Origin of the sequence: Candidatus Brevundimonas colombiensis, assembly GCA_029202665.1 — a bacterium.
GTDB classification, from domain to species: Bacteria; Pseudomonadota; Alphaproteobacteria; order Caulobacterales; family Caulobacteraceae; genus Brevundimonas; species Brevundimonas colombiensis.
On the sequence record CP119326.1, the window covers coordinates 485,109 to 507,820 of the forward strand.

The 22,712-nt window shown below is 70.1% G+C and carries 15 protein-coding genes; 2 read left to right on the plus strand and 13 right to left on the minus strand.

Going from position 1 to position 22,712, the window contains the following annotated elements; translation table 11 throughout:
* The first annotated feature begins 136 nt into the window (after positions 1 to 136).
* The gene (locus tag P0Y50_02285) at positions 137 to 532 is read left to right on the plus strand and encodes a hypothetical protein (GenBank protein ID WEK40456.1); all 396 of its coding nucleotides are present in this window, start codon (positions 137 to 139) and stop codon (positions 530 to 532) included.
* A gap of 62 nt (positions 533 to 594) precedes the next feature.
* On the opposite strand, the gene P0Y50_02290 is transcribed toward P0Y50_02285, so the two are convergent.
* From P0Y50_02290 to P0Y50_02335, 10 genes are all read right to left on the minus strand, one after another.
* On the minus strand, positions 595 to 3,822 hold the full coding sequence (locus P0Y50_02290; GenBank protein ID WEK40457.1) for a CusA/CzcA family heavy metal efflux RND transporter: 3,228 nt from the start codon (positions 3,820 to 3,822) through the stop codon (positions 595 to 597).
* A gap of 9 nt (positions 3,823 to 3,831) precedes the next feature.
* A complete protein-coding gene (locus P0Y50_02295) occupies positions 3,832 to 4,995 on the minus strand; it encodes an efflux RND transporter periplasmic adaptor subunit (GenBank protein WEK40458.1) in 1,164 nt (387 codons plus the stop codon).
* Positions 4,992 to 6,248 carry a TolC family protein gene (locus P0Y50_02300; protein WEK40459.1) on the minus strand — a complete coding sequence of 419 codons (1,257 nt, stop codon included), beginning with the start codon at positions 6,246 to 6,248 and terminating at the stop codon, positions 4,992 to 4,994. Before P0Y50_02300 ends, P0Y50_02295 begins: the two co-directional genes overlap by 4 nt.
* 55 nt (positions 6,249 to 6,303) lie before the next feature.
* Positions 6,304 to 6,612, minus strand: coding sequence for a hypothetical protein (locus P0Y50_02305; protein WEK40460.1), 309 nt, complete (start codon positions 6,610 to 6,612; stop codon positions 6,304 to 6,306).
* A 66-nt stretch (positions 6,613 to 6,678) separates the two neighbouring features.
* Positions 6,679 to 7,476, minus strand: a complete 798-nt coding sequence (locus tag P0Y50_02310) for a phosphatase PAP2 family protein (GenBank protein WEK40461.1) — start codon at positions 7,474 to 7,476, stop codon at positions 6,679 to 6,681.
* A 24-nt stretch (positions 7,477 to 7,500) separates the two neighbouring features.
* Positions 7,501 to 9,072 (minus strand): alkaline phosphatase D family protein, encoded by a 1,572-nt coding sequence (locus tag P0Y50_02315; GenBank protein WEK40462.1) that lies wholly within the window; start codon positions 9,070 to 9,072, stop codon positions 7,501 to 7,503.
* Positions 9,069 to 10,415, minus strand: coding sequence for a serine/threonine protein phosphatase (locus P0Y50_02320; protein WEK40463.1), 1,347 nt, complete (start codon positions 10,413 to 10,415; stop codon positions 9,069 to 9,071). Before P0Y50_02320 ends, P0Y50_02315 begins: the two co-directional genes overlap by 4 nt.
* A 62-nt stretch (positions 10,416 to 10,477) precedes the next feature.
* A complete protein-coding gene (locus P0Y50_02325) occupies positions 10,478 to 12,703 on the minus strand; it encodes a TonB-dependent receptor (GenBank protein WEK40464.1) in 2,226 nt (741 codons plus the stop codon).
* A gap of 273 nt (positions 12,704 to 12,976) precedes the next feature.
* Positions 12,977 to 14,227: a TetR family transcriptional regulator gene (locus P0Y50_02330; GenBank protein ID WEK40465.1), complete on the minus strand. Its 1,251-nt coding sequence runs from the start codon at positions 14,225 to 14,227 to the stop codon at positions 12,977 to 12,979.
* Positions 14,228 to 14,287: 60 nt separating this feature from the next.
* The gene (locus tag P0Y50_02335; GenBank protein ID WEK40466.1) at positions 14,288 to 15,532 is read right to left on the minus strand and encodes an MFS transporter; all 1,245 of its coding nucleotides are present in this window, start codon (positions 15,530 to 15,532) and stop codon (positions 14,288 to 14,290) included.
* Positions 15,533 to 15,736: 204 nt separating this feature from the next.
* Here P0Y50_02335 and P0Y50_02340 point away from each other — a divergent pair, with 204 nt between their 5' ends.
* Complete coding sequence (locus P0Y50_02340; GenBank protein WEK40467.1) at positions 15,737 to 17,593, plus strand: glycoside hydrolase family 9 protein; 1,857 nt, start codon at positions 15,737 to 15,739, stop codon at positions 17,591 to 17,593.
* Between the two features lie 39 nt (positions 17,594 to 17,632).
* Here P0Y50_02340 and P0Y50_02345 read toward each other — a convergent pair whose 3' ends face one another.
* The 3 genes from P0Y50_02345 to P0Y50_02355 all read right to left on the minus strand — a co-directional run bounded on the left by P0Y50_02345 (position 17,633) and on the right by P0Y50_02355 (position 22,698).
* Positions 17,633 to 18,940 (minus strand): cation:proton antiporter, encoded by a 1,308-nt coding sequence (locus P0Y50_02345; protein ID WEK40468.1) that lies wholly within the window; start codon positions 18,938 to 18,940, stop codon positions 17,633 to 17,635.
* Between the two features lie 27 nt (positions 18,941 to 18,967).
* Entirely contained in the window at positions 18,968 to 21,493 is a 2,526-nt protein-coding gene (locus P0Y50_02350) for a glycoside hydrolase family 3 N-terminal domain-containing protein (GenBank protein ID WEK40469.1), read from the minus strand.
* Positions 21,494 to 21,645: 152 nt separating this feature from the next.
* Positions 21,646 to 22,698 carry a LacI family DNA-binding transcriptional regulator gene (locus P0Y50_02355; protein WEK40470.1) on the minus strand — a complete coding sequence of 351 codons (1,053 nt, stop codon included), beginning with the start codon at positions 22,696 to 22,698 and terminating at the stop codon, positions 21,646 to 21,648.
* Positions 22,699 to 22,712: the final 14 nt, after the last annotated feature.

Here is a 22,712-nt window from a genome sequence, read left to right on the forward strand (position 1 = left end):
GTGAAAACCTGTCGATCCCGTCAGGGTGATGAACGGCGCCTGATCGCCGCCGTTCAGATCGGACTCAGGCGGGGGATGGTCTGGTCTCGTCAACGCCGGCCGTTCCCGACCGGCGCACCGCTTGAAGGAGATCGTCATGCGCAAGCTTATCGCCCCCGCCCTGATCCTGGCCGCCGCCTCCGTCGCCGCGCCGTCCCTGGCCCAGTCCTATCATCGCCCGGCGCCCCCGCCCCCGCCGCATCACGGCCCCCAGCACGGCCCCCAGCACGCCGGTTATGGCGGCTGGTCGTCGATCAACGCCCGCCAGGCCAACCTGGACCGCCGCATCGACCGTGGCGTCCGCACCGGTCAGCTCAGCCGCCGCGAGGCCGCCCGCCTGCGCGGCGAGTTCAACAGCCTGCTGCGGCTGGAGGCCAACTATCGTCGCGGCGGCCTGACGGCGTGGGAGCGCGCCGACCTGGACCGCCGCTTCGACCGCCTCTCGGCCCAGATCCGCAACGAACGCGGCGACCGCGACAACTGGCGCGGCTGAGGCCGCTGGGGCCTTGCTCCGACGGATCGGGCGCGGTCTTGCGACCGCGCCCCTTTCGCCATTCAGGCCGAGGCTTCCTCCACCGCATCCGGCCGACGCCGGATGGCGCGCGCGGCGAAGGCGGGCAGGACCAGCAGGGTCAGGGCGGTTGCGGTCAGAAGCCCGCCGATGACCACCGTGGCCAGGGGCTTCTGCACCTCGGCCCCCGCCCCGTGGGCCAGAGCCATGGGGATGAAGCCGACGATGGCCACCAGGGCCGTGGTCAGCACCGCGCGCAGGCGGCCGCTGGCCCCCTCGATCGCCGCCTGGACAGGGGACGACCCGGCCTGCAGCCGCTCTCGGACGGCCTGCATCAGCACCAGGCCGTTCAGGGTCGCCACCCCCGAGACGGCGATGAAGCCGACCGCCGCCGAGACCGAGAACGGCATCCCCCGCGCCAGCAACGCCAGCGCCCCGCCCACCAGGGCCAGGGGCACGCAGGCGAACACCAGCCCCGCCTCGCGCACCGACCCCAGGGCCATGAACAGAAGCCCCCCGATCAGGACGAAGGCGACCGGCACGACCAGACCCAGCCGCTGTTCGGCCCGCTTCAGGTTCTCGAACTGCCCGCCCCAGCTCAGGGCATAGCCGGTCGGCAGGTCGACGGCCTGCGCCACCCGCCCCTGCGCCTCGGCGACGAAGCCGCCCAGATCCCGGCCGCGCACATTGGCCTGGACCACCATGCGGCGGCTGCCGTCGGTGCGGCTGATCTGGTTCTGACCCTCCGCGACCTGAATTCCGGCGACCGAGGACAGGGGCACGCTGGCCCCGCCGGACGTCGCGATGGGCAGGGCCGCCAAGGCGGCGGGATCGTCGCGCGCCTGATCCGACAGGCGGACAACCACGTCGAAGCGGCGGTCGCCCTCGAAGATACGACCCGCCCGGGCGCCGCCAAGCGCGGTGGACACCGCCTCGGACACATCCGCCGCCGACAGGCCGTAGTTGGCGGCCGCGAACCGATCCACCGCCACCGTCAGGGTCGGCAGGCCGGCGACCTGCTCCACCCGCACGTCGGCGGCGCCGGGCGTGCCGCGCAGGGCCGCCGCCACCTGATCCGCCGTCGCCTGCAGACGGGTGAAGTCGTCGCCGTGGACCATGACCGCCAGATCGGTGCGCACGCCCGAGATCAGCTCGTTGAAGCGCAGTTCGATGGGCTGGCTGAACTCCAGACTATTGCCCAGCTGACCGGAGGCGACCGTCTCCAGCCGCGCCACCAGATCGGCCTTGGGCAGCCGGGGATCGGGCCAGGCCTTCCTGTCCTTCAGCACGATCACGGCGTCGGAGATGTTGGGCGGCATGGGATCGACCGCCGCCTCGGCCGTGCCGGTGCGCGAGAAGATGGTCTCGATCTCCGGCTGGGCCTTGATGGCCCGCTCCAGCGCCATCTGCATGGCCAGCGACTGCTCCAGCGAGGCGGACGGGACGCGCAGCGCCTGCATGGCGATGTCGCCTTCGTCCAGGGTCGGGATGAACTCGCGCCCCAACAGGGTGAAGGCGGTTCCGCCCAGCGTCAGGGCCATGCCCGCCGCGATCAGCACCGCCCGAGGCCGGGCGACGGCGGCGCGGATGGCCGGCTCGATCCAACGGCGGGCGACGCGCAGCACCGCGGTCTCGTGCGCCTCGATCCGCCCCTGCGCATCGCGGTGGACCGTTCGGGGCTCGCGCACGATCAGGGCCGTCATGGCCGGAACAAAGGTGAAGGAAAACACGAAGGCGCCGACCAGGGCCAGCATGACGGTGGCCCCCATCGGCACGAAGGTCTTGCCCTCCACCCCCTCCAGCATCAGCAGGGGCGCAAAGACCAGAAGTATGATCAGCTGGCCGAAGGCGGCGGGCTTGACCATTTGGCGGGCGGCAGCGGCCGCGACGCCCAGCCGTTCGCCCGGCCTCAGCATCCGCCCCAGTTCGGCGCGCCGCCGACCCAGCATCAGCAGCGTGTTCTCCACCACCACGACCGCCCCGTCGACCAGCAGCCCGAAGTCCAGGGCGCCCAGGCTCATCAGATTGCCGCTGACGCCGAAGTGGTTCATGCCGATCACCGCGAACAGGAAGCTGAGCGGGATCATCAGGGCGGTTATGGTCGCGGCGCGGATGTCGCCCAACAGCAGGAACAGCACCGCCACGACCAGAAGCGCGCCCTCGATCAGGTTGCGGGCCACGGTCTTGATCGTGGCGTTGACCAGGGCGCTGCGGTTCAGCACCGGCTGCACCACTACATCGGGCGGCAGGCTGGCGGAGATATGCTCCAGCCGTTCGGCGGCCGCCTGGGCCACGGTGCGGCTGTTGGCGCCGGCCAGCATCAGGGCCGTGCCGATCACCGCCTCGTGCCCGTCGCGGCTGGCCCCGCCCAGGCGCGGGGCCTGGCCGATCTCGACCGTCGCCACATCGGCGACGCGCACCACCAGGCCGTTGCGGTTGACCACCGGCGCCTGGGCCAGGTCCTCGGCCGTGCGGGCCAGGGCGTCGGTCCGCACCGTCAGGGCCTCGCCCGCGCGCTGGACATAGCCGGCGCCGGCCTGGACGTTGGCCCGCTCCAGCGCCCGAACCAGGTCCGACAGCCCCAGGCCATAGGCGGCCAGCCGCGCCGCATCGGGCCGCACGGCGTATTCCTTCACATAGCCGCCGTTGACGTCGACCCCGGCCAGGCCCGGCGCGGTGCGCATCCGGGGCGCCACGATCCAGTCCTGGACCGTGCGCAGATAGGCCGCGCGCGCCTGGGGCGTGGTCAGCCGCTCGCCCTCGGGCGTCAGATAGGCGCCGTCCGCCTGCCAGCCGGGCCCCGCCCCTTTGACGGCGGCGCGGTCGAACGGCTTGAAGTCCACCGTCCACATCAGCACCTCGCCCAGGCCCGTGGTGATCGGCGCCAGGACCGGCTCGACCCCGTCAGACAGGCTTTCGCGCGCCTGGGCCAGGCGTTCCGCCACCTGCTGGCGGGCGAAATACAGGTCGGTGCGGTCGCTGAAGATCACCGTGACCTGGCTGAAGCCGCTACGGCTCAGCGACCGGGTGGACTGCAGGCCGGGAATGCCGGCCATGGCCGTCTCCAGCGGATAGGTGACCTGACGCTCCATCTGTTCCGGGGCCAGGGCGGGGGCGACCGTGTTGATCTGGACCTGACGATTGGTGATGTCGGGCACGGCGTCGATCGGCAGCCGCGTCAACTCGAACAGGCCCACGGCCGCGACCAGGGCGGCGGCCAGGACGACGAAGGTCCGAAGGCGGATCGAGGTTTCTATGATGGCTTTGAACATGACCGAACCTCAGTGACCATGCTCGGCTTCGCCCTTGGCCATCTCGGCCTTGAGCAGGAAGGCGTTGGCGGCGGCGATGCGTTCGTCGCCGGTCAGGCCGCGCAGGACTTCGGTGCGGCCCGACGCCTGGCGCCCGGCCAGGATCGGCGTGGCGCGGAACCCGCCCGGAACCTGGACGAAGACCACGGCGGCCCCCTCCACGGTCTGGACCGCCGCGCTCGGCACGGTCAGGGCGCCGGTCTCGCCGCCCGTGACCAGGGTGGCGCTGACCGCCGATCCGGCGGGCGGCAGGCCTCCGCCGCCGCCGGGCCGGGCGCGGATCACGGTCGCCCCGCTGCTATCCGCCGCCGCATTGGCGGCGACCCCGGTGACGATGGCGTCGAAGGCCCCGGCCGGCCCCGCGACGCGCAGCACCGCGCCCGGCCGCGCCTCGGCCGCCAGATGCGGCGGGGCGTTGAACACCAGCTCGACCCGCGCGGGATTGGTCACCTCGGCGACGACCCCGCCCTGGGCGACGAAGCCGCCCGGCCCGACCTGGACGGCGCTGACCACCCCGGCGATGGGGCTGACCACGCTGAGACGGCCCGAGGCGTTGGGGGACCCGGCGGCCGCGACCCGCGCGCGGGCCGCGCGGGCGGACGCCTGGGCGCTGAGGGCCTCGGCATGGGAGACCTCGGCCTCGCGGCGCGCGATCACGCCCTGGTCGGCCAGCTCCTCGTCGCGGCCGTGCGCCTGTTCGGCGGCGACATAGGCGGCCTGGGCGGCGTCCGCCTCGGCGCGCAGCGAGGCGGCGTCGCCGCTGACCAGACTGACCAGGGGCTGGCCGATACGGACCGTCTGGCCCGGCGCCACCAGCACCCGTTCGACGCGGCCGCCGACGGCGGCGCCGACCGCCGCGCGGGCGTCGACCATGGCCTCGACCCGGCCCGACAGGCGCGTCTCGCCGCCCCCGCCGCGTTCGACGGCGACGACCTGGATCCCGGCGGCGCGCGCCTGATCGGGGCTGAGGGCGACGACGCCTTCCGGCGCGGCGGACGCCTCGGCGTGGTCTTCTCCGGCCGGAGAGGGCGGCGCGTCGGGCCGGCCGAACGCCAGATACAGACCGGCGCCGGACAGCAGGACCACGCCTGCGGCGACGGCTAGAAAGGCGGTTTTGGAGCGGCGGCGGGTCATGGGCGGCGTCCTTGGAAGGGGGCGCGGCCATCCAGGCGCGCCAGATCGATTTCGGCGCGGACGCGGGCCAGGCGGGCGTCCACGGCGGCGTTGCGGGCGGCGATCAGGGCCGCGCGGCTGGTGCGCAGCTCCAGTTGCGAGATGCGGCCGGCGTCGAAGCCGATCCGCGACAGGCGATAGGCCTCATCGCCCGCCGCCACCCCGGCGTCGGCGGCCGAGACGCGGCTTGCCGAGGCCGAAAGCCGGGCCAGGGCCGCCGCCCGGTCGGCGTGTTCATCCAGCCGCGCCTGGGCCAGACGGGCGTCGGCGGCGCGGTGTTCGGCGCGGGCGGCGTCGATGTTTCCCCGGTTCCGGTCGAACAGCGGCAGGGGCAGGCTGACGCCGAAGGTCAGGGCCGTAGCGTTCTCGGCCTCGAACCGGCGCAGACCCAGGCTGGCGGTCACATCGGGCCGCGCGGCGGTCCGCTCCACGGCGATGCGCCGTTCCGCCGCCATGCGACGGGCCTGGGCGACGCGCACGGCGGGCGAGACGGAGAGACTGGGTTCCCCCCATTCGACCGTCTGGTCCAGCAGGCTTTCGGGGATGGCCGTGACCGGCCGGGGCAAGAGGGCGACGGCGGTCAACCGGGCGAAGGCGGCGGCGCGTTCGGCCTGGGCCTCTTCCAGGGCGGCGCGGGCGGTGGCGGCCTCGCTCTCGGCCTGGATGCCGCGCAGCATGGGTTCGCGTCCCTTTTCGACCAGGGCCAGGGCGGCGCGCGCATCGGCGACGGCCAGGGTCAGGGCCTCCTGCGCCAGATCGGCGCGCCGGGCGGCGGCCTCGGCTTGGGCATAGGTCAGGGCCAGACGCCCGGCGGCGTCGATCCCCGCCAGATCGCGTTCCAGGGCGGCGGCCTGCGCCTCGGCCCCCGCGGCGCCGATCCGCGCGCCGCGCCGGCCCCACAGTTCCAAGTCCTGCGACACGGACAGGGTGGTCTCGGCGGCGCCATAGCCGGCGAAGGGACCGTCGCCAAAAGCGTTTTCCGCCTCCAGGCTCAGGGTCGGATTGGGACGGGCGCGCGCCTGACGCGCCCGCGCCTGGGCCGCCTCGCCTACGGCGTCGGCCTCGATCAGGCCGGGGGTCTGGCCCAGCCGGTCCAGCAGGCTGGCGAACGCGGGGGCGGGATCGGCCCAGGACGGGCCGGCGAACGCGGTCGCGACGGCGGCCAGCGCGATGCCGACCGCGCAAGGCGGCGATCGGCGATGAAGGGGGGGCATGATTCACTTCCCATGATGATCCGAAACAAGACGCGCGCAGCCGCGCGGCATCGGATCAGTCTCTGGGCGGTCGCTTCAGCCCGTCGGGCGCATGAGAGGCGCGCAGATCGTTCGGCGCGCGTTCGTGGCGGGCGGTCTCGAAGACAGTCGGCGGCGCCTCGGCCCGGCTATCGGCCGCCTTGGCCCCATGATGGCAATGGCCGTGGGCGCAGACCCCATGCATGGGATCGCTCGCGTCGTCAGGATCGGTCTGGACGTCGAAGGCGGCGGCGTGCGCCGACCCGGTCTCGCCCGCGCAGGCGAAGGCGTCGGCGGCGGGGGCCAGGGCGAACAGGCCGAGGAACAGCGCGAAAAGCGCCGCCATCAGCCGGGAGTGTCCGCCGCGCCGGTTCATGCCCCGCCCATACCATGCCGGGCGCGCAAGACAAGGTTACGGCGTAACCCGGGCGGGTCCCGACGACGGCGCGGCGGCGCGGGCCCGGGCCAGTTCGCGGGCGGCGACGGCGAAGTCGGCCTGGAACGCCGGATCGGCCTTCAGGGCGGCGAACAGGGCGGCGCCCACGATGCGGCCGGCCTCGACGTCGCTGGCGTAGTGGACGCCGCAGATGGCCCGGCTGTCGCCATAGGCCAGGCCGCGCGCCAGGATCTGGTCGGCCCGGTCCGGCGCCATTTCGGACAGGACCAGCGCCCAGGCCCAGCCCAGGGCCGAATGGCCGGAAGGATAGGAACCGCTGGCCGTCAGCCACGGCTCGGGTTCGAAACAGGTCTCGGCCGGCTCGGTCACGAAGGGGCGCGGGCGCACGAAGCCGCGCTTGGCCGGGGTCTGGATCGTCTCCAGGTCGCCCAGCATCCGCCCCAGCAGCCGTGTCAGGGTCGGCATCCGTTCGGGCACGAAGGCGACGCCCAGCGCCTGGTCGAACACGCGCGGCGCGGCGGGGGTCTCGATCTCGTTATCGGCGCGCGCCTGGTCCCAGCGGGCGGTCCCCTTCAGGGCGCGGGTGGCGCGATAATAGGCCAGGTCGTCCTGCGCCCTCAGCGATCCGGCCTCAGGCGGCGGCGGCAGGAAGGCGGCGGCGTTGGGCGCGGTCGCCTGGTCCAGATAGCCGTGCGGATGATCGCGAAAGCCGGTCCAGAAGCCGGGGGTGGATGCAGGCGCGGAGGCGCAGCCGACCAGGGCGAACGCCAGGGCGGCCGCCGTCGACCGACGACCGAAAAGGAAAAGCGACATGGAAACTCTGAAACTCTGGGAAACTCAGGCGATCTGGGCGCCGGGACGGCCGTCCTCGACGACCCAGGTCTTCAGGGTGGACAGCGACGCCTTGGGATCGCGCACGTCGCTGATGGCCTGATAGCGGGCCGTCATCCGCTGGGGCGTGACGTCCATCGAAATATAGCCGCGCTCGCGACTGTCGAAGAACTTGATGTGCGGATTGGCCGGCATGGTCGCCATCAGAGCGTCGTAGGGCGGGCCGCCCGAGGTGATGGAGGTGCCGACGAACTCGGTCGCCACCACGGGCGAGCGTTCGTCGCGGCTGTCCAGCAGGACGTCATTGGTCCAGAACGAATGATAGTCGCCGGCCAGCACCACCGGATTGCGCGGCTTGATCGTATGCAGCGCCTGGGTCATGCGATCGCGCGCGGCGGGGAAGCCGTCCCAGGTGTCGGTCCAGTAGCGGGTCTCGCCGTTCGGGCTCTCGAACCGCAGACCGGCCATGACCAGGTCCTGGCCCAGGATGTTCCAGCGCGCCTCGGCGCCCGCCAGGCCGTCGTACAGCCAACGCTCCTGCTCGAAACCCAGGAAGGTGCGCGACGGGTCCACGCGGTCCAGGCACTGGGCGTCGGTAACGATCTGGCCCTTGGCGCCGCCCTCGTCCACACAGGCCCCGCGCGAGCGGTACTGACGCCCGTCCAGCATGAAGAACTCGGCCAACCTGCCATAGCGGACGCGCTTGTAGATCGGCATCTGCAGCCGCCGGTCCAGCCGGGTGCGCCGGATCGGCATGGCCTCGTAGAAGGCCTGATACCCGGCGGCGCGGCGCATCAGGAAATCGTCCGGCCGCCCGCCCTTGTCGGGCCAGACGCCGGAATAGTTGTCCAGCACCTCGTGATCGTCCCAGACGACCAGGCACGGCGCCGCCGCGTGCAGACGCTGCAGGTCCGCGTCGGTCCGATGCAACGCATAGCGGTTGCGATAACCGGCCAGGGTGGTGGCGTCCTCGAAACCGTAATGACGCACGACATTGGCCGCCCGCGCCCCCGTGCGGGTGTATTCATAGATATAGTCGCCCAGGAACAGGGTCAGGTCCGGCGCCTCGTCAGCCATGTGGCCGTAGGCGCTGAAATAGCCCACCTCCCAGTGAGAGCAGGAGGCGATGGCCAGCTTCAGCCGGTCGACATCGGCGTTCGGCGCCGGGGCCGTGCGGGCCAGGCCGACCGGGCTGCGCTGGCCGGCGGCGGTGAACCGATACCAGTAGGGACGACCGGGGTTCAGCCCCTGGACCTCGACATGGACCGAATGGGCGGCGGCGGCCTCGGCCGTCACCTGGCCCGAGGCGACGATGCGGGAAAAGCCCTCGTCCGCCGCGACGTCCCACTGAACGGGGATGGGCGCGCCCAGACCGCCCTGTCCGTCCGCGGCGACGGGATCGACGGCCAGTCGCGTCCACAGGACGAAACCATCCGGCCACGGATCGCCGCTGGCGACGCCGAGCGGAAACAGATAGGCCCCGCCTGCCTGGGCCCGGCCAAAGCGCAGCACGACCGGGGCCGCGACCAGCCCCCCGATCAGGGCGCGGCGGGAAAAGCCGAGTTTGGAAAGGCTCATCGCGCGGCGCTCGCGGCGCTGGCGCCGGCGCCGAAGCGGGCGCGGAAATCCTCCAGGCGGATGACGAAGTCGTCGCTGGCGACGAAGGCGGCGTCGGTCATCTGGGGCTGGTCATTGGCCTTGTATCGGCTGGCGTATTCGGCCTGATCGGACGCATACTGATGATAATGGGTGGAATAGGCCCGCACCCGCACCGTCGGCGTCTCGCCCGTCATGTCGAAGACCATCAGCCGCATCCATCCGTCGCCGATCGCCGGCGCGCGATCCGGCGCCAGGCCCGCGTCCAGCGCGGTCTGATTGCGGTCCTGATAGTCGGACAGAAGCTGATAGACGGCGCCGCCCTGGCGGTTGGGGTCGGTGCGGAAGGCCTGGCCGTTGTGGTGGCCGCTCAGAACCATGAAGATCTGCGGATTGCGGGCGATCAGCTTGTCCCACACCCCCTGCGCGTCATTGTCGAAGGGGTCGAGGGCGTGCAGATCGACCACCGGATGGGCGCGGCGCTGGCCGGTCTTGTCGATGAAGTCGTGGGTGGTGATCAGGGTCGGCAGGCCGGGATAGGCGTGGATGACCGTCTGGGCCCATTTCAGGCTGGCGTCCGAGGGCGCCATCTGCAGGCCGATGTGCAGGAAGCGATAGCCGCCCGCCTCGAACACCTGGGCGCTGTCGGAGCCGCCGTCGTGCGAGGCCACATACCAGGGCCGGTCCTTGAAATATTTCGAATCCGCCCCGAAGGCGCTGTTCCACGCCGTCAGGCCGCCGATGTGGATCATGCCCAGGCGGCGCAGATCGCCCGCGGGCGCGCTCAGATCCTGGGGCCATTGTTCGTCCCACCACTGACCGTCGTAGTCGTGATTGCCCGACACGACCGAGAACGGCAGGACGCCGTCGATGCGGTCATAGGCGGCGATGGACGCCGGAATCTCGACCGTCCGCACGCCCTCGACCATCTTGTCCAGGTTCGCCCCTGCGGGCGCCGGACGGGGGCGGAACCCCCGCGCGGCGTGGTCGGGATCGATGGTCATGACCGGATGCTGCCACACGTCGCCGACAGCCGTGGCGAAGACGATATCGCCGCCCCGCGAGACGGCGTGGTCGGCGATGAATTGCAGTTGTTCGGTCATCAGGTCGCGGGCGTCGAAGGGAAAGCCCGCCGCGCGCTGATGGGTGAAATCCGCATAGTTCTGGGTGTCGGGGATGACGGCGATGGTGAACCGCCCCGAGGCGGGCTGGGACCCGGACTGGGGCCCGGATTGGGGCTGGGGCTGGGCCAGAGCCGCGCCGGATACGAGCGCGATCCCGCCCGCCAGAACGGCGCAGGTCAGGCGTTTCCAGATATTATGCACGGCGCGATCTCCTGGCGGCAGGACGGGCTTCGGCCTGACGACCGAAGCCCCTTTTTTTTGGATCAGTAACGATAGCTCAGACGCACGCCCCAGGTGCGCGGCGGATTGGGCGAACCCGTCGCCGCCGAGATGAAGCGGTTGCGCGATTCCTCGGAATATTCATCCGTCAGATTGTTCACATAGACGCCGAACGCATAGTTCCCGTTCATCGGCCGCACCGTCACCCCGGCGTTGACCAGCCAGAAGGAGTCGATGATCGAGTTGGACGAGGTGGAGAACTTCTCGTCGCGGAAGGCGTAGTTGGTCTGGGCCTCCACGCCCCAGTCGCCCATCTGCCAATCATAGGCGATCGACCCCTTGTAGTCCCATTTGGGGAAGGGCAGCCGCTCGCCGGCGCGGTCGCTGTAGACGATGGTGTTGTACTGGCCCGTCACGGGATCCTTGGCCGCCTCGGTGGCGCTGGAGTTGACGAAGAAGAACTCGTCGTATTCGCCGTATTTGTAGGCCAGGGCCTGGGTGATGGTCAGGTTGGGCAGCGGCCGCCAGACCGCCTCGATCTCCGCGCCCTGGATATGGGACTTGGGCACATTGATCATCCGGCCCACGCGGCCGGTCTGGGTGTACAGGACGCCCTGAAGCTGCTGGTCGCGGTAGTCGTAGTAGAAGGCGGCGGCGTTGAACTGCAGCTTGCGGTCGAAGAAGCTGGACTTCACCCCGGTCTCATAGGCGATCAGCTCTTCGAACTTGAACGGCTCCAGCTGGTCCGGCAGGCCGCTGTTGTAGGTGGTGAAGCCGCCCGACTTCACCCCGCGCGACACGTTGGCGTAGGCCAGGATGTCGTCGCTGATCGTATATTCGACGCCCAGCTTGCCGGTCCATTCGCGCATCGACTGCGACTTGGAGGCGGTGGCGTTGGTTCGCGGCGTGGGCGCCAGGACCTGGGTGATGAAGTTGTTCAGCTCGCGGGTCTCGTCCTCGTAGCGCAGGCCGCCGACCAGGGTCAGACGGTCGGTCAGCCTATAGTCCAGATTGCCGAACACGCCGGTGGTCTCGACCTTCTGGCCGTAGGTCGTGCTCATGTAGAAGCCCAGATTCTTGGCCTGGGAGAAGTCGGAGTAGAAGCCGCCGTCGACGGTTTCATTGGCGTGATAGACGCCGGCCAGCCATTGGGCCCGGCCGCCGGCCGGCGAGGCCAGACGGATTTCCTGCGACGAGGTGTCGATGTCGTTGAAGAAGTAGGTTCCGGCCTCGTTGGAGGCGGTGGCGTCCCAGTCGTTGAACTCCTTGCGTGCAAAGGTCTCGTAGCTGGCGATGGCCGTCAGGGTCGCCCAGTTCAGGTCCTGGTTCAGACGCAGGCTGACGCCCTTGCCTTCATTGTCCCGGAACGGCTTGGCGTCAGCCGAGACGCCGATCAGCTGGGCGAAATAGGGCGAGATCCCCCAGCCCGTGATGCGGTGGGCGGTGTCCATCGGATAGACCCGGCCGCCGCCCGAGGTGAAGGGGCTGGTGATCAGGCGCAGTCCCCGTCCGTCCGACTGGTCGCGGCTGTAGTGGACGTTCAGGTCGATGTCGGTCTGGGCGGTCGGGGTCCAGTTGACGCGCAGGCGGGCGGCCTGGGTGTCCTTGTCGCCCAGGCTTTCGCCGGTGTCGCGATTGTACTGCCAGGCGCCGCCCGATTCCGCCGCCACCGACAGACGCGCCGTCAGGTTTTCGGCGACCGGACCGGATAGATAGCCCTCCAGCTTGGCCGCGTCATAGCTGCCGTAGCTCAGGTTCAAACCGGCGGCGACATGGTCGGTCGGGGAGTTGGTGATGACGCTGACCGCGCCGCCGGTGGTGTTGCGGCCGTAAAGCGTGCCCTGCGGTCCGCGCAGCACCTCGATGCGGGCGATGTCGTACAGCAGACCTTGCGTCATCACGCCGTAAGGATAGGCCACTTCGTCGACGTAGATGCCGACGGTCGAGGTGTTGTTGGCGGCGTAGTCGGTCAGGCCGACGCCGCGGATGCGGAACTGCGGCTGGCCGCCGCCCAGCTGGCTGTCGACCTCCAGGCTGGGCACCGAGTTCTCCAGATCGTTGACGTTCTCGATGTTGCGATCGTCCAGCGACTCGCCGGAGATGACGGTCAGGGCCAGGCCGACCTTCTGCGAGGACTCGGCGCGACGCTGGGCCGTGACGATGACGTCGTCGACCGAGGCGGTCGCGGCCTCGGGCTGGGTTTGAGCGACGGCGGGCAAGGCCGCCAGGGTGAGCGCGGCGACCGAGGCGCCGAGAAGGAGACGTTTCATTTTGACCATCCATCGGGCGACGCGCGGGGCCCCCGCCCTCGCGTGTCGATGTGTTTCGGGATGTCGTCGAACAGCCGCTCGATCCACGCTTTGGTCGAGACGCCTGCGGCCCGGGGGAGGCGAGCCGGATGCGTCTTCGTCGCGTTAGAAAAACAACTGTTCGACAACGATGCCGCAATAGGCCGCGCGAACTATGCTTTTGTGACGCTTGTGGTAACTGTTTTTGTCAAATGAGCGCCCGACCATCGTCACGGCGGGATAACGCTCGTTCTACTACCCGCTTCGTGCAACCAGCAGGCAGGCGCCCGTCTTTAGAGCCTCTTCGTCAAGGGTGCGTCCACGCGCGCAGGCCAGCAGGGCCTCCGCCTTGATCCACAGCGCGAACCGGGTGGCGGCCAAGCGGTTGAGATCGAACTCGGCCGGCCAGACGCCTGTTCGCTTGTAATAGGTGCCCCCGCCTTCCGGTCCCCGCAGCAGCATGGCCAGGTCGCGCAACGACGGATCGCGACGGGCCTCGATGCAGATGCTGGCGATCAGGCGGGCGTATCGGACATAGAAGCCTTCGGCTTCCCGGGCGATGGCCACGGTCGGCGCCATGATCGCGGCCCATCGCTCCAGATCGGCGACGGCCGGGTCGCCCTCGGGCGTATGCCCCGCCAGATGCCCCGGCATGTCGCGGAATACGCTGTGCCAGACCGCGTCCAGCACAAAATGGCGCATGTCCGGCCAGTGATAGGCGATGGTCGAGGTCGAGGTGGCCGCCACGGCGCTGACCGAACGATTGGTGATGGCGGTGATCCCGCCGGCCAGGATCTGGTCGGCGGCGATATCCAGCAGCTTGCGCCGCATGGATTCGGGTTCGGCGCTCTTGGCCGGCGCCTGAGGCAGGACCATGACGTCGCGATACCAGAAGGTCGCTGTGGGCGGGCCGTCCGCCAGTCCCAGGGCGCGGTCGATCAGGGCGCCCAGCCCCTCGGCGGCGACCACCCCATAGTCCGCGCGACCCGACAACGCGCCCGAATAATATTGTTCAAACGTCAGCCAGGCGACCAGGGGCTCGACGAAGGCGTCCAGTCGTGCGTCGCGCGATAGATGGCGACGCCAGGCTGCGCACCGCATGGCGTGCCATCGCTCCACCAGGTCCTGCCGCTCCGACGTCGGCTCGGCGTCCAACACAAGACTTTCCCAGATGCGGGCGAACCCCGCATCGTCCGCCACCCGATGCCGCAGATAGGTCTGGGTCAGGGCCAACAGGCCGTCACGCTCCAGCGGCAACCCCGCCACCGATCCGAAGAAGGCGTCGTGAAAGACCGCATCGCGCCGCAACGCCTCTTCGCCCACCGCCTGGATCAGCCCCGACTTGGCCCCGAACAGATTGACGATGACCGTGGTGCTCTTGCCCACCGCCTGGGCCAGATCGCGCAGGCGCAACCCATGCAGCCCCTCAGCCGCAGCCCGCTCGATGGCTGCATCCAGAATAAGCGCCGCTTCGGCGGCGCGACTGTTGCTCTGGCTGTTCGACATGGTCCCTGACGCCGGCGTGCGCGGAAAGGCGCCACCTCATGCGGGGTCGGCGCGATGCGATCAAGCCCGCCGTCGAAACAGCCCCACCACCACGACGGCGCAGGCGAAGCAGGCGGCGGCCGCGATGTAGAGGCCGCGCACGTCGATCTCGGCCCGTTCCAGGATCAGGGCGGTGATCGGGGCCAGCGCCTGCGGCAACGCGACCGCCAGATTGTTTAGCCCCATGTCCCGCCCCCGATTGTCCTGGGACGGCAGGGCGTCTGCCATCAGCCCCATCTCGACCGAGCCATAGGCGCCCTGCCCCAGGCCATAGGCGGCGAAGGCGATCACCACGACGATCCACGACTGGGTCAGGGCTAGGACGACCGTCGCGGCGCACAGCAGGACCGCCCCGACCAAGGCCACGGGCTGGCGGCGGCTGATGCGCCGGCCGAACAGGGCGACCAGACCGGCGACGATCACCACGCCGCCGAACCCCACGCCGGTCAGCAGGGCGTGGGCGCTCTCGGGCGTGCGGCCGGGCCAGCCGACGGCATCGGTGATGAAATAGAGCAGATAGGCGCTGACGAAGGCGTAGCCCGTCGCGATCAGGAGCCGACAGGTCCACACCACCACGAAATTGCGCGACCGGAACGGAGCGAAGAAACCCCCTCGCCCCGCGTGCGGTTCGGACGTCGCAGCCTGCGGGCGGTCCGTCGCGGCGGGCTCGTCATAGACGATCAGGAACAGGGCGGCGGCGGCCAGCAGAACGCCGCCCAGCAGCGCCAGCCGCCCCGGCTCGTGCTGCGGCCCCAGGGCCATCAGGCTGGACCCCAGGGCGACGGCCAGAGGATAGGACAGGCCCATCAGGGCCGAGGCGGTGCTTCGCAGGGCCAGCGGCACCCGCTCGGCGAACACGGCCGAGAGCGGCGCCATCAGGACGTTGAACGCCAGCTGGAAACCAATGATGGCCCAGACGAACTGGTCCGCCGTCGACGACCGCCAGATGCCGACATAGCTCAGCACCGTCAGGACGGCGCCCAGGGCGATCCAGGGCCGGCGGCGGCCGAACCGCGAGCGCGTCCGGTCGCTGATCGCGCCCATGACGATGTTGGCCCCGGCCGCCGTGATCGCGCCCCAGACCATGGCCCGACTCAGGATCTCGGTCTTGGCCCGGGCGTCCAGATGGCTGGCGTGCAGCGGCGCGACGACCTGGAACAGGGGCGCAAGGCCGATGAAGGCGGCGAGAAAAAGCAGGAGATAGGCCGCCACGACGATGGGCGTGCGGCGGGTCTCAGACCGGCTGGAAACGTCACCCTCCTCCATCGAACGGCTCTTCTCCCTATGCCACGGCGCTCCTGATCGTTGCTAGGGCGATCATGGCGCGGTCACGGGGCGTGCCTGCAACATAAAGCGATCACCGCACCTCTTGTGACAACGCTGTCAGATGATAGTCTTTTCGTAAAGGCGGGCGGCGCGACGACGTGGGCCGCTTGCATCAGAAACGACAGAGTCTTGAGGGAGGCTGGGGTGAAGAAGAGATTTGCGGCGGGCGTGGCGGCGGCGGCCTTGGCGAGCGCGTTCGGGACGGCCCAGGCCGAACCGGAGGCCGGCGCCGTGCGGATGAGCCAGGTCGGGTTCGAGACCCAGGGGCCCAAGATGGCGACGGTCGAGGATGGGGCCGCCCGCCCCCTGCCCTGGCGCATCGTGGATCGGTCGGGCGCCAGCGTGGCCCAGGGCACGTCCAAGGTGTTCGGCCAGGACGCCGCCTCGGGCCAGGCCGTGCATACGGTCGATTTCCACACGCTGCAGACGGACGGCGAGGGCTATCGGCTGATCGTGGGATCGCACGAAAGCCGGCCCTTCTCGATCCAGCAGCATCCGCACGCCCGGCTGAAATACGACGCCCTGGCCTATTTCTATCAGAACCGGGCGGGCGTGCCGATCCTGGCGGCCCATGTCGCGCGCCCCGATCTGGCGCGGGCGGCGGGCCATCCGCACGAGGTGGCGGCCTGTTTCAAGGGAGCGGATACGGCCGGGGTCGTCTGGCCCGGATGCGACTATACGCTGGACGTCACGGGCGGCTGGTACGACGCCGGCGACCACGGCAAATATGTCGTCAACGGCGGGATTTCCGTCTGGATGCTGCTGAACGCCTATGAGCGGGCGATGACGCGCAAGGGTCCGGGCGCGGACGCCTTCGCGGACGGCAAGGCCAGCATCCCGGAGGCCGGAAACGGCGTCAACGACCTGGTGGACGAGGCCCGCTACGAGATCGAATTCCTGCTGAAGATGCAGATTCCCGACGGGGTGAAGGCCCAGGTTCCGCTCGGCGCCCAGACGCCGGGCCAGCCGCTGACCCTGACCGAGATCGACGCCGGCGGCATGGTCCATCACAAGGTCCACGACGCCCAGTGGACCGGCATTCCGCTGGCCCCGGCCGACGATCCCCAACCCCGCCTGCTCTATCCGCCCAGCACCGCGGCCACCCTCAATCTCGCGGCGGTCGGCGCCCAGTGCGCGCGCATCTGGCGCGAGATCGACCCGGCCTTCGCGCGACAGTGCCTGACTGCGTCCCAGCGCGCCTTCCGCGCCGCCCTGCGCAATCGCGACGTCCGGGCCGGCGAACATTTCGCGGGCGGCGGCGCCTATGGCGACCAGGACTTCTCGGACGAGTTCTACTGGGCCACGGCCGAGCTGTTCGCCACGACCCGCAATCCGGCCTATCTGACCGCCCTGAAGACCTCGCCCTATTATCTGGGCGGGCCGATCTCGGGCCGCAGCGCGACGGGCGATCCGGGCTATTCGTGGACGGCGGCGCTGGGGTCGCTGACCCTGGCCACCGTGCCAGACGCCCTGCCGGCGGACGATCTGGTCACCGTGCGCGCCAATATCGTCGCGGCCGCCAAGTCCTATGTCGACGCCGGCTATGGCCAGGGCTACGGCCTGCCGGTCGCGGGCGAGCGCTACGAATGGGGGTCGAACGGCGCCCTGATGAGCCGGGCGGTCGTTCTGGGCTCGGCCTTCGACTATACGGGCGACTGGAACTATCGGAACGCCGTGATCGCCGCGCTGGACTATGTGCTGGGCCGCAACCCGCTGGATCGGTCCTATGTGACGGGCTACGGCGACCGGCCGTTCCAGAACCCGCACCATCGGTTCTGGGCGCATCAGGCGAACCCGGCCTATCCCCTGCCCCCGGCGGGCGCCCTGTCGGGCGGGCCGAACAACCAGGCCATGATCGACGATGTGGCCAAGACCCTGGTCGGCAAATGCGCGGCCCAGACCTGCTGGGCCGACGACATCAATGCCTATGCGCTGAACGAGGTGGCCATCAACTGGAACGCGCCCCTGGTCTGGGTCGCCGCCTTCATCGACGATCACTGAAAAAGAGCCCCGTCGCGGCGGCGCGGCGGGGCGGCTTTCTCAGGCCCTGGGCGTGAGGCCGGGCGGCGGGGCCGTATCGTGCTCCGCCTCGTCCAGACCGGCCAGTTCGCCCCGCTCGCGCGCCTTTCGGCCATAGACGGCCTCGAACAGGGGCGAGGCCATCAGGGTGGTGCAGATGGCCATCAGCACCAGGATGGAGAACAGGGCCGGACCGATGACGCCGCGCTGCAGGCCGATGTTGATGATGATCAGCTCCATCAGTCCGCGCGCATTCATCAGGGCGCCGATGCCCAGGGCCGTGGGATTGTCCTGACCCGTCAGGCGCGCGGCGGCCCAGCAGGCCCCGCCCTTGGCCAGGACGGAGCCGATCAGGATGACGCCCGTCACCGCAACCAAGCCCAGATTGTCGACCAGGGTCAGCTGGGTGTTCAGACCTGAGAAGGTGAAGAACATGGGCAGGAGCAGCAGGACCACCAGCGGCTCAAGCTGACGCCGCACCTCCTGGCCGAGCAGGCCGCGCGGCATGGCCACGCCCAGGATGAAGCCGCCGAAGACGGCGTGTATCCCCACCGCATCCATGGCCCATGCGCTGAGCATGAACAGGATCAGCACAATCCCCAGCACGGTCGGGCCGACACGTCCTTCGCGCTCGACCATCCGGCCCAGCGGGGCCAGCAACCTAGGCCCCATCGTCAGGACGAGCAGGGCGAAGGCGCCGCCGCCCGCGATGGCCTTGACCGCCACCATCGGTCCCGCACCGAAGCTGGCCAGGACAACGGCCAGAACACACCAGGCGCCCGCGTCGTCTATGGCGCCGGCCGCCAGCGACAGCGAGCCCAGTCGCGTGCCGCTGAGACCCCGCTCGTGGATGATGCGGGCCAGCATCGGAAAGGCGGTGATGGAAATGGCCGCGCCCATGAACAGCATGGCCTGCCACGTCGCGATCCCGGCGCCGAACAGGCCCATTGAGACCAGCCAGGGCGCGATGGCGACGGCGACCAGGAACGGCGCGGCCATGCCCGCCAGCGACACGGCGGCCGCGCTTCTGGCGTTGGCCTGGAAATGATCGCGCCGGAAGCCCAGACCTACTAGGAACATATAGAGGCCGACGCCCAGCTGGCCGCCGACGAACAGGACCGAACGCGACTCCTTGGGGAACAGGGCCGCCTGCAGATCAGGCCACGCAAGCCCCAGCAGCGACGGCCCCAGGATCACCCCGGCGATCATCTCGCCGACCACCTGGGGCTGGCCCAGATAGCGTTTGGCCAGCCAGCCGACGATGCGGCAGGCGGCGATGACGATCGCCATCTGCAGGAAGAAGGCGACGCTCAGTTCGGCATTCGTCATCGCGCGGCCCCCTGCCCCGAATGCGCCTTAGCGCGTCGTCGGGCAGATGGCATCGCCTTCGTTCGAGGCCAGGCGGATATTTTCGACCGTGACGCCGAAGGCGCCGGCGGCGCGCAGGCCCCAGGGCTGTTCGACTGCCGCCAGATCGGCCCCGGCGTCGCGCAGGCACGACAGGCGGACCTTCATCGTCCGCCATTCGCCCAGCGGCGCGGCCTTGAACAGGTCCGTGACATCGACCTGGCCCTGGCCCAGCACCAGCATGACGGGCGCGACCGGGGCCGCATCGACGCGGTAACGGAAGGCCAGCGCCATCTCGCCGTTGGCCTGGCGGACCAGATCGACCGGCTGCGCCACGATCATCGCCATGCCGCCGGCCGGCGAGAAGGTGAGCGCGCGCGCCGATTCCTGGCCGGCGCCGTCGGTTGATCGCACCGAGACGCCGGCGCGCGGGCTGGCGCCGTTCTTTTCGGCGCCCAGGCGGAACTCGCCGCCGGCGTCGCGCAGCATCAGCGACCAGGGGGCGATGAAGCGGCCATCGACGAAGTAGCGGTCCAGGCTGCTGCCCGTGCTGACCACGCCGCTGTCCTCGGACAGGGCGCCGACGCGGGCGGGCCGGGCGTAGGTCAGGCCGTAGCCATAGGCGAACTGGGGATCATAGCCCGGCTGGCCCACGTTCAGCGGCTCGCCCTTGGCCGTCTTGGGCCAGCTGAAGGACAGGGTTCCGGTAAAGTCGTTGCGCGGCTTGCCGGCCGCATCGCCGATCAGCACGTCGGCGACGCCTGCGCCCTCCGTGCCCGGCAGCCAGGCGGCGACGAAGGCGTCGGACGCATTGATCTCCGGGTTGGTCCACATCGGACGGCCCGACAGGAAGACCGAGACGGTGGGAATGCCCGCCGCCTTCAGACGTTTCAGCGTCTCCAGCGGTTCGGTCGGCAGGAAGTCCAGCGTGTCCACATCGCCCTGGAACTCGGCATAGGGGGTCTCGCCGAAGACGACGATGGCGACGTCGGGCTTCTGGGTGAAGGATCCATCGGCGCTGAGGGTCGCCTGACCGCCGCCGGCCGCCACCGCCTCGCGGATGCCGCTCCAGATCGACTGGCCGTTGGGGAAGTCGGCGTTGGTGTTGCCCGTGCCCTGCCACGTCAGGGTCCAGCCGCCCGAGGCCTGGCCGATGTCGTCGGCGTGGCCCGCCACCAGCACCCGCGCGCCCGAACGGATCGGCAGGACCGAGCCCTCGTTCTTCAGCAGCACCAGCGACTTGCGCACCGCCTCGCGGGCCAGGGCGCGGTGGGCGGGCGAGCCCAGTTCGTTGATATGGCCCTCGACCGGGCGGCTGTCGTTGAACAGGCCGGTCTTGACCTTGACCCGCAGGATGCGGCGCACCGCCTCGTCCAGGCGCGCCATCGGGATCTCGCCCGACTTCACCTGGGCCAGGGTCGAGGCGTACAGCGGCTTCCAGCTGTCGGGCGCCATGAACATGTCGATCCCGGCGTTGAAGGCCAGGGCGCAGCTTTCGTTCGAACAGCCCGGCAGCTGGCCGTGCGCGTTCCAGTCCGACACCACAAAGCCGTCGAAGCCCAGCGGGCCGCGCAGCACATCCGTCAGAATGGTCTCGTTGCCCGAATGTTTGACCCCGTTCCAGCTGGAGAAGCTGGCCATGATCGACAGCACGCCCGCGTCGATGGCCTGGGGATAGCCGGACAGGTGGGTGCGGATCATCTCCTGCTCGGACCCGGCGTAATCGCCCTGATCCTTGCCGCCCGTGGTGCCGCCGTCGGCCAGGAAGTGTTTGGCCGAGCCGGCGATATGGCCGGCGGTCAGCGGATGGTCGGCCGACAGCCGGCCCTGCAGGCCCAGGGTCATCGGACCGGCGTAGCTCTGCGCCACCTCGGGGTTCTCGGCATAGCCTTCGTAGGCGCGGCCCCAGCGGTCGTCCTGGGGCACGGCCAGGGTCGGCCCGAAGGTCCAGTCGGCGCCCGTCACCGCCACCTCCAGCGCCGTCGCCTCGCCGATGCGGCGGATCAGGTCCGGATCGCGCGCCGCGCCCAGGCCGATATTGTGCGGGAAGATGGTCGCGCCGACGATGTTGTTGTGCCCGTGCACCGCGTCGATGCCGTAGATCAGGGGCACCTTCGCCCCTGGACGCTGAGCCGCCGCCGCGCGGAAGGCCTGGGCCAGGGCGACCCATTTGTCGGCCGAGGCCCGCTCGTCCCCGCCGGGCGAAGAGTTGCCGCCCGCCAGGATCGACCCCAGCGGATAGGTCAGCAGATCCTCGGGCTTGATCGAGCCGATGTCGGCCTGGATCGTCTGGCCGACCTTCTCCTCCAGCGTCATCCGGCCCATCAGTTCGGTGACGAACGCCTCCGTCGCCGCATCCGTCATCGCCGCCGGAGACGCCGCACGCGGCCAAAGCCCCGGATGCGCCCGAGACCCCTCCGTCACAATCGAAGTCCCCGACGTCACCGCCTGGACAGGAACCGGACGCGACGGGGCGGCGACGGCGCACGCGCTCGACATGAGGGTGATCACCAAGGCGGTGGCGGTCTTTCGCATGGATGAGGCCTGATCTTTGCGGCCGTCGCACCGCCCAAGCCAACCCCGGAGGCGCGCGTTCAGGCCAGTCGTGACGTCCAAGGTTGCAGCGGACAAGTCAAACAGTGCCAGCGGTATGACAGCGCTGTCAAGAACAGGTTTGCAGCCAGCCCCTAGTGGTACGGCTCAGCCGTGGATTGGCGGGCGATCAGATCGTGCGGCACGATGACACGCGCGTTCGGGTCGCCGGTCAGAAGGCGGCGCAGCGGCGGGATCAGCCGCTGGGCGGCGGCGGCGGCCATTTCGGCCACCGGCTGGCGGATGGTGGTCAGGTCCGGGGTGCTGAACCCCGCGCCGGGCGAATCGTCGAACCCCGCGACCGAGAGGTGAGCCGGCACGGACAGTCCCAGACGCGCCGCGCAATGCAGCACCCCCAGGGCGGTGTCGTCGTTGCTGGCGAAGATGGCGGTGATCTCGGGCGCGGTCTCATGCAGCCGCTCCATGGCGACGGTTCCCGACTTGAAGGTGAAGTCGCCCTCGACCACCCAGTTCGCCCGCACCTCCAGCCCGGCCTGGGCCATGGCGTCGCGATAGCCGGCCAGGCGGCGGCGGCTGGCGCCATAGGCGATGGGACCGGTCACGAAGCCGATCCGGCTGTGGCCCCGGCGGATCAGATGCGCGGTCATCTCGCAGGCGGCCCGCCGCTCGTCCATCTCGATGCAGTAGCCCCGATCGAAGGCGGCTTCCGGCCCGATGCGGGCATAGGGGGTGCCGGCGGCGTCCAGCACGTCCATGACCATGGCGTTGTCCGAATTGGGCGGGGTCAGGATGACGCCCTCGGGCCGGATCGAGTTCAGCAGGGCCATCAGGTCCCGCTCCAGGTCCGCCGAGTTGTGATCGACCAGTTCGACCATCAGGTGATAATCGACCTGACGCGCCTCCATCAGGGCGCCGAACTCCAGACGGCCCAGATAGTCGCTGCCCCGGCCGCTTTTCCAGTGTTCGATGGTCAGGTCGGCGTCGACCAGAACGGCGATCAGCGACGAGGAGGCGCCGGCCAGGCTGCGCGCCGACAGACTGCGCCGATAGCCGAGAGACGTGGCGGCCTCTTCGACCTTGGCGCGCAGCGACGGGCTGACGTTGGGCTCGTTGTTCAGAACGCGCGACACAGACTTGATGGAGACGCCGGCCCTGGCCGCCACGTCATAGATCGTCACCGTCGCCAAATTCCGCCCCCGAA